This is a genomic window from Amycolatopsis sp. lyj-90 (assembly GCF_046549035.1).
In the GTDB taxonomy this organism is placed as follows: Bacteria; Actinomycetota; Actinomycetes; order Mycobacteriales; family Pseudonocardiaceae; genus Amycolatopsis.
In genome coordinates, this window is record NZ_JAJPWP010000013.1 from 208518 (window position 1) to 221295 (window position 12778).

The following is a 12778-nucleotide window of genomic DNA, read 5'->3' on the forward strand; positions in this document are numbered from 1 at the left end:
GTCAACTTAGTGACCGTGACAACTCATGCGCTAGACTGCGCTCATGGAGACACCGGGACGGCGTGAACGCAAGAAGGCCGCGACCCGTCAGGCGCTCGCGGACGCCGCGCTGGACCTGTTCTTGGAGCGGGGCTACGACCAGGTGAGCATCCGCGACATCGCCGAGGCGGCCGACGTGTCGACCACGACGCTGTTCAAGCACTTCCCCGGCAAGGAAGCACTGGTCTTCGACGAGTCCCAGGGCCGGGAAGAGCGCTTGATCGCGGCCGTTCGGGAGCGCGCGGCGGGTCAGAGCATCGTCGAGGCGCTGCGCGAGTACGTGCTCGCCACCTGGCTCCCGCTCACGGAGCATCCCCAGTACGCCGAGTTCACCGAACTGGTGAACAGCACCCCCGCGCTGCAGGAGTACGGCGAGCGCATGTGGACCCGGCACGCCGCGGCCCTCGGCGCCGCCATCGCCGAAGACACCGGCGCGGACCCCGGCGATACGGCCTGCCGTGCGCTCGCGCGGTTCGTGCTGGACATCCCGGCGCTCACGAGGGGAACGCCGGATCCCCGGAAGGGTGTCGAGGAGATCTTCGACCTCCTCGCCCACGGCTGGCGCTAGTCGTCTTCGGAAGGGGGACGTGAGGCGCGCAGCGAGCCCGGATGCGCCTTGGCGGAAGGATCTTTGCGGGTCTTGAGCAGGCTCGCCACGGTCACCACGACGAGAATGCCGATGATCACCGCGAGGCTGACCGGCGTCGAGATCTCCGGAACACTGTCGTTGATGTCGACGTGGGCCCAGTGCAGGATCAGCTTGACCCCGATGAACCCGAGGATCACCGCGAGCCCGGCCGACAGGTACACCAGGCGATCGAGCAGGCCCTTCACGAGGAAGTACAGCGCGCGAAGGCCCAGCAGGGCGAAGGCGTTGGCGGCGAAGACCAGGTACGGCTCGTCGGTGACGCCGAAGACGGCCGGGATCGAGTCCAGCGCGAACAGCAGGTCGATCCCGCCGATCGCGAGCAGCACCACCACCAGCGGCGTGCCCACCCGCTTCCCTTCGAGCCGGGTGAACAGCTTGCCGCCGTCGTACTCCTTGGACAGCGGCAGCAGGCGGCGCGCGGTCCGCACCACCACGTTGTTCTCGATGTCCGGATCCTCGTCGCGATGCCGGAACAGCTGGATCCCGGTGTAGATCAGCAGCAACCCGAACAGCAGGAACATGAAGGAGAACAACGAAAGCAGCGTGGCACCGAGCGCGATGAAGATCGCGCGCATGATCAGCGCGACGACGATGCCGAACGTGAGCACCTTGTGCTGATGTTCTTCGGGAACCGCGAAGGTGCTCATGATGATCACGAAGACGAAGAGGTTGTCGACCGACAGGCTCTTCTCGACGATGTAACCCGCGAAGTACTGCTGCCCGAAGTCGCCGCCGTGCGCCAGCGTCAGCCAGACGCCGAACGCCACCGCGACCAGGATGTAGCCGACCGACCAGGCCACCGCTTCGCCGAAGCCGACCTTGTGCGGCCGCACGGCCGCCAGGACGAGATCCAGTGCCAGCAGCCCGAGAATCAACCCGATCGTGACGATCCAGGTGAGGCCATCGATCTGGAGCATCCGCGCCCTGTCTTTCTTTCGACGGCAGGTGCCCCGATCCTAAGGGCGAGTCCCCGGGTCCGCATTCGCATGCCGGGGGGCCGCGTCCAGCAGTGCCGCGAGAACGGTCTTGAGCAGCGGATGATCCGCGCTCCCCCGCCGGACCGCGGCGAACACCCGGCGCAGCGGCGGCTCGCCGCGCAACGGGACGGCGACAGCGCCGGGGACAGCGGTGAAAGCGTTGCGCGGCACCAAGGCCACGCCCTCACCGGCGGCGACCAGGGTGGTGATCGCGTGGAAGTCGTCGGAGACGTGCCGGATCGCCGGGTTGGCGCAGACGATCATCAGCACGTCGCGGCAGGGATTCCCGGGTTTCGGCGCGATCCAGTCGTCGTCGGCGAGTTCGTCGATGTCCACTTCGGACGCCTCCGCCAGCCGGTGCGCGGTGGGCAGCACGGCGTCGAACGGCTCCGCGTACAACGGGAACCGGGTGAGCCTGCTTTCATCCGTCCGTGGCGAGAGCCGGTACTCCTCGGTGATCGCCAGGTCGACCTCGCCGTCGAGCAGCAGCGGGATGCTCGCGTGCCCCTCGACGTCCTGCACCTGCATCGAAACCCCGGGGGAACCGGCGCGCAGCGCGGCGATCGCCGGCGCGACGACCATCGTGATCGCCGAGGCGAAACTCGCCAGCCGCACCATCCCCTGGACACCGGTGTCGAGCGCGGCCAGGGTGGCCCGCGCCCGTTCCAGTTCGGCGGCGACGGCGTTCGCGTGCACCACCATCAATTCGCCCGCGGGGGTCAGTGAAACCCGCCTGCCCCGCCGTCTCAACAGCTGCTGGCCGCACTCGGCTTCGAGGGCGGCCAGCTGCTGGGAGACGGCGGACGGCGTCAGGTGCAGCGCCTGACCCGCCGCCGTCACGGTGCCGTGGTCGGCGAGGGCGCGCAGTACCCGCAGCCGTCGCGGATCGATCATTCGTCCATCATGGACCTTGCTGTCACGAACGCGTCCACCGCACGGTTGACGTCGTCGGCCGAATGCGCCGCCGACATCTGGGTCCGGATCCTGGCCTTGCCGTGCGGAACCACCGGGTACGAGAACCCGACCACGTAAATGCCCTGGTCGAGCAGCAGATCCGCCATCTTGCCCGCCTTGGCGGCGTCACCGATCATCACCGGGATGATGGGGTGCTCACCGGGGAGCAGGTCGAAACCCGCCTCGGTCATCCGGCGCCGGAACAGCTCGGTGTTGGCGCGCAGCTTGCCCAGCAGCTCACTCGACTCGTCCAGCAGCTCCAGCGTGGCGAGCGCCGCGGCGGTGATCGACGGCGCGAGCGAGTTCGAGAACAGGTACGGCCGGGAACGCTGCCGCAGCATCTCGACGATCTCCGCGCGGCCCGAGGTGTAACCACCGCTCGCCCCGCCGAGCGCCTTGCCGAGGGTGCCGGTCAGCACGTCGACCTTGTCCTGCACGCCGAACAGTTCCGGCGTGCCGCGACCGGTCGGGCCGGTGAAGCCGACGGCGTGCGAGTCGTCCACCATCACCAGGGCGTCGTAGCGCTCGGCCAGCGCGCAGATCTCGTCGAGCGGCGCGAGGTAGCCGTCCATGGAGAACACGCCGTCGGTGGCGATCATCCGGTAGCGCGCGCCGGACGCCTCCTTGAGCCGTGCCTCCAGGTCCGCGACGTCACGGTTGCGGTACCGCATCCGCTTCGCCTTGCACAGCCGGACGCCGTCGATGATCGACGCGTGGTTCAGCTCGTCGGAGATGATGACGTCCTGGTCGGTCAGCAGCGTCTCGAACAGCCCGGCGTTGGCGTCGAAACAGGAGCTGTAGAGGATCGTGTCCTCGGTGCTCAGGAACTCCGAGAGCTTCGCCTCGAGTTCCTTGTGCGGCTGCTGCGTCCCGCAGATGAACCGCACCGACGCCATGCCGAAGCCCCAGCGGTCCAGCGCCTCCTGCGCGGCCTTGACCAGGGCCGGGTGGTCGGCGAGGCCGAGGTAGTTGTTGGCGCAGAAGTTCAGCACCTCGCCTTCGGCGACGCTGACCGAAGCCCGCTGCGGTCCCCGGATCACCCGCTCACCCTTGTACAGCCCGGCTTCCCGGATTTCGGCGAGCCCGGCCTTGAGGTCGTCGCGCATCGCGCCGTACATCAGTTCTCCGTCCAATCCAGAATGACCTTGCCGCAACGGCCTTCCCTGGCCGTGGCGAACGCCTTTTCGTATTCGGTGTAGCCGAACCGGTGGGTGATCACCGGCGAGATGTCCAGCCCCGCTTGCAGCAGCACGGACATCGAGTACCACGTTTCGAACATCTCGCGGCCGTAGATCCCCTTGATCTGGATCATCTTCAGCACGACGGCGGCGATGTCCACCGACACGTCGGAGGCGGGGAGGCCGAGCAGGGCGACGCGGCCGCCGTGGGACATGTTCGCGATCATGTCGCGCAGCGCCTCGGGCCGTCCGCTCATCTCCATGCCGACGTCGAAGCCTTCGGCCATGCCGAGCCGTTCCTGCGCGTCGGCGATGGTCGAAGAGGAGACGTCCAGCGCCAGATCGACGCCGACCTTGCGGGCCAGTTCCAGCCGGTGCTCGCTGACGTCGGTGACGACGACGTTGCGCGCGCCCGCGTGCCGCGCGATGGCGGCGGCCATGATGCCGATCGGACCGGCGCCGGTGACCAGCACGTCCTCCCCGATGACGGGGAAGGACAGCGCGGTGTGCACGGCGTTGCCCAGCGGATCGAAGATCGCGGCGATGTCCAGGTCGACCTTGGTGCGGTGCACCCAGGCGTTCATCTCGGGCAGCACCGCGTACTGCGCGAACGCGCCGTCGGTGTGCACGCCGAGGCCCTTGGTCCTGGCGCACAGGTGCCGCCTGCCCGCCTTGCAGTTGCGGCAGCTTCCGCAGACGAGGTGCCCCTCGCCGCTGACCAGGTCGCCCACCTTGACCGTCGTCACCGACCGGCCGATCTCGACCACCTCGCCGACGAACTCGTGCCCGATGACCAGCGGCGCGGCGATGGTGCGCGCCGCCCAGTCGTCCCAGGAGTCGATGTGGAGATCGGTACCGCAGATCCCGGCGCGCAGCACGCGGACGGCGACGTCGCCGGGGCCGACCGCGGGGTCCGGAACGTCGGTGAGTTCGAGCCCTGGTGCCCGGTCGGCTTTGACCAATGCCTTCATTGCGCGAAGTCTGGCCCGGCGGCGCTGTTCAGTCCATCGCGAGTTTCTGAATTCGCTCGTTAGCGTGTCTTCACAAGGAGGGGTACCAGCGCTTCGCCACCTTCGGATGCGAACGCAACCATCCGATCAGGGCGTTTTCGCCGTACGAGGCGAGCAGCGGGTTGTCCGCGTCCTGGCTGATCCCGCGAGCGGCCGCGGCCAGTTCGGCGGGCAATTCCAGCGGTTCGACGACGGCGTCGAGACGCGGCGCGAGGAAGAACGGCACCGAGTAGCGGTCCACCCCGGCGGGCGGGCTGAGCACCCGGTGCCGGGTCGCCCGCAGGTAACCCTGGGTCGCGATCTCCAGCATCTCGCCGATGTTGACCACGAAGCTGCCCGGCACCGGCACGGCGTCGATCCAGTCCCCGTCGTCTCCCTGCACCTGGAGACCGCCGATCTCGTCCTGCTGCAGCAGCGCGAGATAGCCGTAGTCCTTGTGCGAGCCGACTCCCTGCTGTTCATCCGCGGCGGGCCTCGGCGGATAGTGGACGATCTTCAGGTGCGTGGCGGCTTCGTCGTCGAACCACGCGTCGAAGTAGCCCTCGTCCTGCCCCAGGCTCGCCGCGAGCGCGCGAAGCACCTCGCGGCTCACCCGCAACGCCTCCGCCTGCCACGCCAAGGTGACCTCGCGCAGCTCCGGCACCGCCTCGGGCCACTGGTTCGGGCCGATCAGCCGTGCCCACGCCGGATCGCCGGGCGCCGGCTCGGCGCTTTCGCGCTCCGGGCCGACGTCGATCTGCTCCCGCCAGTCGCGGGAACCGCCGGTGTACTCGTTCCCGGTCCTGGTGTATCCCCGGAACTGCGGGGACTCGACGTTCTCGATGGCGAGCTTGTCCGCCTCGGGCAACGCGAAGAAGTGGCGCGCCACCGAGAAGATCCCTTCGGACAGTTCCGGCGGCACGCCATGCCCTACGACGTAGAAGAACCCGACCTCGCGAGCCGCCCGGCGCAGATCGGCCAGGAACGCCTCGCGATCACCGGGAACCCGGAACCGCGAGAGATCGATCACGGGCAACGCTGTCATGAAGTCCTCCTTCGGTGTTTTCGGGGACACGGACGGACACGAAGTCCGGTCGCGGTGCCAGCTCGAAACCGATCGACTGGTACAGGCGGATGGCGGACGTGTTGGTCGCCGCGGCGTGCATCATCGGCCGCTCGCCGCGAGCGCGGATTCCCGCCGCCACCGCGCGGATGAGCCGGGTCGCCAGCCCTTGACCGCGATACGCGGCGTCGGTGCAAACGGCGCTGATCTCGGTCCAGCCGGGCGGGTGCAGCCGCTCCCCCGCCATCGCGATCAGCGCGCCGCCACGCCGGATTCCCAGGTATGTCCCCAACTCGACGGTCCGCTGCCGGAACGGTCCCGGTTTGGTCCGCTCGACGAGATCGAGCATCTCCGGGACGTCCTCCGGCCCCAGCCTGACTGCTTCGGGATCCTCGGCGACTTCGAGCGCGACGTCGACCAGCCGGACCCCCGCGATCCTGCCGAGGACCTCCCAGCCCGCCGGGACGGGCAGTGAGTTGTGGACGGTGACCGTCTCGCCAGGGCCGGCCAGCGCGGCGACGTCGGTCCACACACCGACGTCCGGTTCGGGTGGCAGCGCGAAAAAGGGAGCGACGTCGACCGGGTAGCGCAGGACCTGGCCGAAGCGTTCGGCGAAGTGGGCGTGCGGGCCGGTCAGGGAGGCCCAAGCCGGATCATCGAAAGGGGTGACCATGACGGCTGCGACATCGGCGGGCGGCCTTTCATTCCCGCTCCCACATCCTGAACACGCGTGCGCGACACCGGGCCGGCCGTTAACCCTCGAAGGACCTAGACGAGGGGCGGTATGCGATGACTTCCCGGACTGCCGGTGGCCCGGTGCGGCTCGCGGTCGAACTCGACGGCGACGGAGCGCATCCCGCGGCGGCCCTCGGCGACGAGCGCCCGTCCGCCGAGCGGCTGGGGCCGCGCGCGCTGATCGAGCTCGTCCTCGCGGCCGAGATCGCGGGGTTCACCCTGGTCACCTTCGACGATTCGCCGCTGCCCCCGCCGGGTGGTCTCCGGCTGGAAGCGCTCAGCCGGGCCGCGTACGTCGCCACGCGGACGAACCGGATCGGCCTCGGCGCGACCGCGCACGTGACCACGACCGAGCCGTTCCACGTCGCCACCCAGCTCGCGAGCCTCGACCACGCGTCGCACGGCCGGGCCGCCTGGCTGGTCGGCGCCGCCAACGAGCCGGACGCCCTCGCCACCATCGGCACCGGCCCGCTGGATCCGGCGGGACTGCGCCGGGAGGTGACCGACGTCGTCGAGGTGGTGCGACGGCTCTGGGACTCGTGGGAGGACGACGCCGTCATCAAGGACGTCGCGACCGGCCGCTACCTGGATCCCGACAAGGTCCATCACGTCGACTTCGAAGGCGCGGCGTTCTCGGTCAAGGGCCCGTTGATCACTCCCCGGCCTCCGCAGGGCCTCCCGGTCGTGATCGCCCCCGAACACCTGGTGGACGAGGCGCGACCCGACGTCGTGCTGATCGGCGGGAGCGGGCTCGACGACCTCCGGCGACGGGCGCACCGGGCCAGGGACTCCGGCACACCGCGCGTCTTCGCCGAAGTCGAGGTCCTGCTGAACACGCGGGAACCGGCCGAGACCCGGCTGAAGCGCCTCGACTCGTCCGCCCGCTGGGAACACACCGAACGCCTGCGGTACACCGGATCCGCCGACGGCCTCGCCGATCTGCTCGCCTGGCTGGGCACGGTCGTCGACGGGGTCCGCCTGCATCCGGCGGTACTGGCGACCGATCTGCCGCCGTTGCTCGAAACCGTGCTCCCGAAACTCCGCGCCCAGGGCGTGCTGCGCCCACCCGAACCGGGCGAGACCCTGCGCGCGGCACTCGGCCTGCCCCGCCCCGTCAACCGTTTCGCCGCTTCGAGGGGATGACCGTGAGCGAACACGCGCAGCTGCACCTTGGTGTCTTCTACGTCGGTGTCGGCGCCCAATACCTGTGGGACGACCCGTCGAACGGGGCGCACACCGAGATCGAAACCTACGTCTCGGTGGCGCACACCCTGGAACGCGGCCTGTTCGACGCGTTCTTCCTCGGCGACGGCCAGCGAGTCCGAGAGAACCGGGGGCGGATCCTCGCCCTCGACGTCGCCGGGCGGCCGGACGCGATCACCCAGCTTTCGGCGCTCGCCGCGGCCACCACACACATCGGGCTGGTCGCCACCCAGAACACCACCTACAACTTCCCCGCCGACCTCGCCCGCCGTCTGTCCACACTGGACTTCCTGTCCGGCGGCCGGGCGGGCTGGAACATCGTCACCACCGACAACGCCTGGACGGGCGCCAACTTCCGCCGCGGGGGCTGGCTCGAGCACGACCGCCGCTACGACCGGGCGGACCAGTTCGTCGAGGCCGCGTCGGCGCTTTGGTCGGGAGACGGCGCCGTGGTGGAACGGCGCACCGACCTCGTCGGGCTGCGTGCCGCGCCGACGGTCCCCCGCAGTCCGCAGGGGCGGCCGGTGCTGTTTCAGGCCGGCGATTCCCCCGGCGGACGCGAACTCGCCGCGAAGCACGCCGACGTCGTCTTCTCCACCAACACCGCGTACGACAAGGCGATCGCCTACGCCACCGATCTCCGGGCGCGGCTGGCGAACCACGGCCGCCCCGCCGACGCCGTCCGGATCCTGCCCGGTGCGACGGTGGTCCTCGGCGACACCCCGGCCGACGCGGCCGAACGCAGCGAGGACATCCGGCGGCGGCAGCTCAACCCGCAGCGCGCCATCTCGTTCCTGGAGCAGTACTGGGGCCGCGACCTGTCCGCCTACGATCCGCACGGGCCGCTGCCGGACATCGAGCCGACCGAAGAGGAACTGGATCCCTCACGCGGCACCATCTCCGTCGAGCACCGCACCGGCAAACTCGACCGTGTCCGGCAGTGGCGCGAACTCGCCGAAAGCAAGAACCTCTCGATCCACCAACTGGTTCTGGAGGTCCAGCCGCGCGAGCACTCCTTCGTCGGCACGCCGGGTCAGATCGCCGACGAATGGGCTCGCTACGTCCGCAACCGCGCCGTCGACGGCTTCAACATCAGCCCGCATCTGGTGCCCGCCGCGCTGGACGACATCGTCGACAAGCTGGTGCCGGAACTGCAGGACCGCGGGGTCTACCGGACCGCGTACGAAGGCACGACGCTGCGCGAGCACCTGGCGCTGCCGGGAGACTGACGCGCGCCGGGTGACATCGTGGTCGTCGCGATCCGCCGTTCGGCGGGTTACGGTGACCCGGATGAGGGACGACGTCGAGCGGGACGCAGCGGACGCTGAGCTGCTCGACGCCTTCCGCGCCGGTGACATCGCCGCCGGCGAAGCGTTGTTCCGGCGGCACGCCGAACCGCTCCGCCGCCTCGCCGCGGGCTGGGTCACCGAGCCCGCGGAACGGGACGACCTCGTGGCCGAGGCCTTCGTGCGCGTCCTGGGCGTCATCCGCGCCGGAGGCGGCCCCCGGGACAACCTCCGCCCTTATCTCGCCGTCACCATGCGGAACCTGGTGGCCAAATGGAGCCACCACCGCAAGCGGGTCGAGCTGTACGGCACGGCTCCGGCGATCGAAATGGCCGCCGGAGCCGTGAGCGCGGAGGAACTCCTCATCCTCCGTTCGAACGCTCGCCTGGCGTGGACCGCCTACTGCGCGCTCCCCGGCCGCTGGCGGACCGTGCTGTGGCGGACCGAGGCCGAAGGCGACTCGCCGAAGGTGGTGGCCCCGCTGCTGGGGGTGTCCCCCAACGGCGCCTCCGTCCTGGCCCTGCGCGCCCGTGAAGGGTTGCGCCAAGCCTTCCTGCAGGCGCAGGTCCCCGAAACGGGAACGCCGTGCTGCCAGGAGGCGCGGCGCCGGATGGGCGCCTGGCTCCGCGGCGGGGTGCCGGGCCGCCGCGCGAACCTGATCACCGCGCATCTCGCCGGCTGCGAACCCTGCCGGACCGTCGCCACCCGGCTCGACGAGGTCAACCGCGAAATGCCGCCGGGGATCCGCGCCGTCTCCGCCTGAACGGATCAGCCGGGGACCGGGGCGCCCTCCCCCGCGATCCGCAGCGCCTCCACCAGTTCGCGGTACAGCGTGTCGGTGGCGAGCAGCTGTTCGTGGCTGCCGCTCGCCCGCACGCGGCCTTCCTCCATCACCACGATGGTGTCCGCGTCGATCACCGTGGACAGCCGGTGCGCCACGGTCACCACGGCGCCCTCGGCGGCCCGCCGCCGGATGCAGTCGTGGATCGCGCTCTCGGTCCGGCCGTCCACCTGCGCGGTCGCCTCGTCCAGCAGCACGACGTCCGGCGTGCGCAGGATCGCCCTGGCCAGCGCGATCCGCTGGCGTTCCCCACCGGACACCGACGTCGACGACAGCGGCGTGTCCAGCCCTTCTTCGAGGGCGGCGATCTTGTCGCTCAGGCGGACTTCGCCGAGTGCCCGCAGCACCTCCTCCTCGGTCGCGTCGGGATGGGTGAAGAGCAGGTTCTCGCGGATCGTCCCCGGCACGATCGGCGTCTCTTGCTCGACGTAGGCCAGCCGTGTCCGCACGTCCGCGTACGGCAGGTCCGCGTACTCGCGCCCGTCCAGCAGCAGTGAACCCGACTGCGGCTGGACGAACCGCATGATCAGCGACAGCATCGTGGTCTTGCCGGCGCCGGACGGCCCGACGATTGCGGTATGCCCGCGCCTCGGGATCTTCAGCGACACGTCCCGCAGCGCCGGTCGGCCGCCGTAGCCCGCGGTCACCCCGCGCAGCTCCAGAACCGGGCCGTCCTGCTCGCGCACGGTTTCCGGCCGCGAAGACACCTTGTCCTCTTCGATCTCCATCGCGTCCATCTCCCGGATCCGCCCGGCCGCGGCGATCCCCGACTGCAACGCGGTCATGTTCTGGCTCAGTTCGGTGATCGGCTCCATCAACGCGAACGCGTACAGCAGGAACGCGATGAGGCTCGACACCTCGAGCAGGCCCGCGCCGACGCGCCAGGCGCCGAGGCCGAGGATCACCAGGATCGCGCCCTGGATTCCCGACCACGCCACCACCCAGGCGACGGCCTCCCGCCGCACCGCCCGGACGCCGTGCACCGCGGCGGCCTCGGCGTCGACCAGGATCCGCTCGGACTGGCGGGCTTCGGCACGGCTGGCCTTCACCGTGCGGATCGCCCGCAGCGCACCCTCCAGCACGCCGCCGAGCCTGCCCACCCGGTCCTGCACCTTTTCCTGTTCCTTCGCGATGGCGGGCATGAGCCACGCGAACAGCGCGATCACCACGACCACGGCCGCCACCGTCGTGCCCAGCAGCACCGGGTCGAGCACGCTCATCAGCACCAGGGTGCCGACGAGCATCACGATCCCGTTGATCAGGCCGATCACGCTGGACGACGCCGCTTCGCGCAGCAGCACCGTGTCCGAGGTGACGCGGGTGACCAGTTCCCCCGTCGGCCGTCGGGTGATCGCCGGGATCGTGGCGCGGAAGAACCGCCGCACCATCGAATCCCGGGCCTTCAGCACCACCCGCTCGCCGACCGTGCCGAGCAGGATCCACTGCGTCAGCCAGATCACCGAGCCCACCAGCATCAGGCCGAGCAGTGCCAGCACGGGTCCGGCCAGCGAGGCCGACGAGCCGAGCGAGTCGAGCACCCACTTCGTGACCATGGGCGTGGCCAGGCCGGTCGCGGAGCCGAGCAGGGCGAGCACGAGGCCGATCGCGAGTGCCCCCTTGTGCGGCCGCGCGAACGACCACAGCACCTTCAATCGTGGAGTATCCATGGTTCCCAATGGAACACGCGTGTTCTAAAATCGTCAAGCGAGTTCCGGATCGGGGAGCGAGGTACGGTACCGGCCATGAGTGAGGGTGTGGTCACCGAGACGGGTGTCCGGGCGAGGACCCGGCGCGCGATCCTGGACGCGGCCATCGAGAAGCTGACGAAACAGCCGAGCGCGACGCTGGCCGACATCGCGGCGGCGGCGAACGTCGGGCGCACCACGGTGCACCGGTACTTCGCGGAGCGTTCGGACCTGATCGACGCCATCAGCCACGACGCCCTCGACAAGATCTCCCAGGGCACCGAACGGGCCCGGCTCGACGAAGGCCCGGTCCCGGCGGCGCTGGCGAGGCTGTGTCAGGAGTACTTCGAACACGCCGACGTCTTCCAGCTGCTGTTCACCATGCCGGATCTGATGACCCGGCCCGAATGGCAGGAGGAGAGCGACGACGACCGCGTGCTGCTCGGGCTCATCGAACGCGGGCACCGCGAGGGCACGGTCGACCCGGCTATGACGAAGGACTGGCTGCTGCAGCTGTTGTGGAGCCTGCTCTACACGGCGTGGGAGATGGTCCGGGAGAAGACACCGAAGCACGAAGCGCTCACGTTGTGCCTGCGCAGCCTGGAAAAGGTCATCGCGGTCGGCTGATTCCTCAGTTGCCGTAGGCGCCGCCGCGCAGCGCGGTGGCGCCACTGGGACAGGTGAAGATGATCCGGTACTCCCCGGCGCCCCGGCCGTAGGCGTACCGGTCGCCGTCCGAACAGTCGACGAAGACGTGGAAGTCGTCCCCCAAGCAGGAAAGCGCATAGCCCGACCCGGAAAGATACGGATCCCGGCAGTCCAGCGACGGGCCCCGCGGAGGTACTTCGGCTTCGTTCCCGGACAACCGGGCGGTGGTACCGCTGTAGCCCCGTCCGGTGACCAGGTCCAGCCACGTGTAACTCGCCTTGGCCGCGGCATCGGCGGGCGGGGCCGATCCCACCGCGATCCCGGCGGCACACAGCGCGCTCGCCCCGACGATCCCCAGCGCATTCCAGAACTTCACCACGACCACTCCCCTGTCTGTTCGGGACAAGAGCAGCTTGGCGAGATCGGGAAACCGGGACAAGGGCCAAAAGGGCAGCACAGAAGGGGAGAGCTGAGCCGACCGAAGTCGTCCGAAAGGATGACGCGGGCACGCCCCGCTTCGATGATCCTTTT

The 12778-nt window shown here is 69.8% G+C and carries 13 protein-coding genes; 5 read left to right on the forward strand and 8 right to left on the reverse strand.

Features of this window, described 5'->3' with window-relative positions; translation table 11 throughout:
* Nucleotides 1-43: 43 nt before the first annotated feature.
* Nucleotides 44-607, forward strand: coding sequence for a TetR/AcrR family transcriptional regulator (locus ACLJPX_RS38610; protein ID WP_101608635.1), 564 nt, complete (start codon nucleotides 44-46; stop codon nucleotides 605-607).
* Here the strand turns inward: ACLJPX_RS38610 and ACLJPX_RS38615 are convergent.
* The 6 genes from ACLJPX_RS38615 to ACLJPX_RS38640 form a co-directional block, all read right to left on the reverse strand.
* Entirely contained in the window at nucleotides 604-1605 is a 1002-nt protein-coding gene (locus tag ACLJPX_RS38615; protein ID WP_410605222.1) for a TerC/Alx family metal homeostasis membrane protein, read from the reverse strand. The two genes, ACLJPX_RS38610 and ACLJPX_RS38615, sit on opposite strands and share 4 nt — an antisense overlap.
* Nucleotides 1606-1644: 39 nt before the next feature.
* The gene (locus tag ACLJPX_RS38620; protein WP_410605223.1) at nucleotides 1645-2559 is read right to left on the reverse strand and encodes a LysR family transcriptional regulator; all 915 of its coding nucleotides are present in this window, start codon (nucleotides 2557-2559) and stop codon (nucleotides 1645-1647) included.
* Nucleotides 2556-3737, reverse strand: coding sequence for a glycine C-acetyltransferase (locus tag ACLJPX_RS38625; protein ID WP_410605318.1), 1182 nt, complete (start codon nucleotides 3735-3737; stop codon nucleotides 2556-2558). Before ACLJPX_RS38625 ends, ACLJPX_RS38620 begins: the two co-directional genes overlap by 4 nt.
* Nucleotides 3737-4768 carry an L-threonine 3-dehydrogenase gene (gene tdh, locus ACLJPX_RS38630; protein ID WP_101608639.1) on the reverse strand — a complete coding sequence of 344 codons (1032 nt, stop codon included), beginning with the start codon at nucleotides 4766-4768 and terminating at the stop codon, nucleotides 3737-3739. The genes ACLJPX_RS38625 and tdh overlap by 1 nt, the downstream gene beginning before the upstream one ends.
* A 70-nt stretch (nucleotides 4769-4838) precedes the next feature.
* Nucleotides 4839-5831 carry an isopenicillin N synthase family dioxygenase gene (locus tag ACLJPX_RS38635; protein ID WP_410605224.1) on the reverse strand — a complete coding sequence of 331 codons (993 nt, stop codon included), beginning with the start codon at nucleotides 5829-5831 and terminating at the stop codon, nucleotides 4839-4841.
* Nucleotides 5782-6522, reverse strand: coding sequence for a GNAT family N-acetyltransferase (locus ACLJPX_RS38640; RefSeq protein WP_410605225.1), 741 nt, complete (start codon nucleotides 6520-6522; stop codon nucleotides 5782-5784). The genes ACLJPX_RS38635 and ACLJPX_RS38640 overlap by 50 nt, the downstream gene beginning before the upstream one ends.
* Nucleotides 6523-6638: 116 nt before the next feature.
* On the opposite strand from ACLJPX_RS38640, the gene ACLJPX_RS38645 reads away from it, so the two are divergent.
* From ACLJPX_RS38645 to ACLJPX_RS38655, 3 genes are all read left to right on the forward strand, one after another.
* Complete coding sequence (locus tag ACLJPX_RS38645; protein WP_410605226.1) at nucleotides 6639-7727, forward strand: LLM class flavin-dependent oxidoreductase; 1089 nt, start codon at nucleotides 6639-6641, stop codon at nucleotides 7725-7727.
* Nucleotides 7724-9016 carry an LLM class flavin-dependent oxidoreductase gene (locus ACLJPX_RS38650; protein ID WP_410605227.1) on the forward strand — a complete coding sequence of 431 codons (1293 nt, stop codon included), beginning with the start codon at nucleotides 7724-7726 and terminating at the stop codon, nucleotides 9014-9016. The genes ACLJPX_RS38645 and ACLJPX_RS38650 overlap by 4 nt, the downstream gene beginning before the upstream one ends.
* Nucleotides 9017-9077: 61 nt before the next feature.
* Nucleotides 9078-9836 (forward strand): zf-HC2 domain-containing protein, encoded by a 759-nt coding sequence (locus ACLJPX_RS38655; RefSeq protein WP_410605228.1) that lies wholly within the window; start codon nucleotides 9078-9080, stop codon nucleotides 9834-9836.
* Between the two features lie 5 nt (nucleotides 9837-9841).
* Here the strand turns inward: ACLJPX_RS38655 and ACLJPX_RS38660 are convergent, their stop codons facing one another.
* A complete protein-coding gene (locus tag ACLJPX_RS38660; RefSeq protein ID WP_410605229.1) occupies nucleotides 9842-11581 on the reverse strand; it encodes an ABC transporter ATP-binding protein in 1740 nt (579 codons plus the stop codon).
* 75 nt (nucleotides 11582-11656) lie between these two features.
* On the opposite strand from ACLJPX_RS38660, the gene ACLJPX_RS38665 reads away from it, so the two are divergent.
* Nucleotides 11657-12226, forward strand: a complete 570-nt coding sequence (locus ACLJPX_RS38665; RefSeq protein WP_410605230.1) for a TetR/AcrR family transcriptional regulator — start codon at nucleotides 11657-11659, stop codon at nucleotides 12224-12226.
* A 4-nt stretch (nucleotides 12227-12230) separates the two neighbouring features.
* Here the strand turns inward: ACLJPX_RS38665 and ACLJPX_RS38670 are convergent, their stop codons facing one another.
* On the reverse strand, nucleotides 12231-12623 hold the full coding sequence (locus ACLJPX_RS38670) for a hypothetical protein (protein ID WP_410605231.1): 393 nt from the start codon (nucleotides 12621-12623) through the stop codon (nucleotides 12231-12233).
* Nucleotides 12624-12778: the final 155 nt, after the last annotated feature.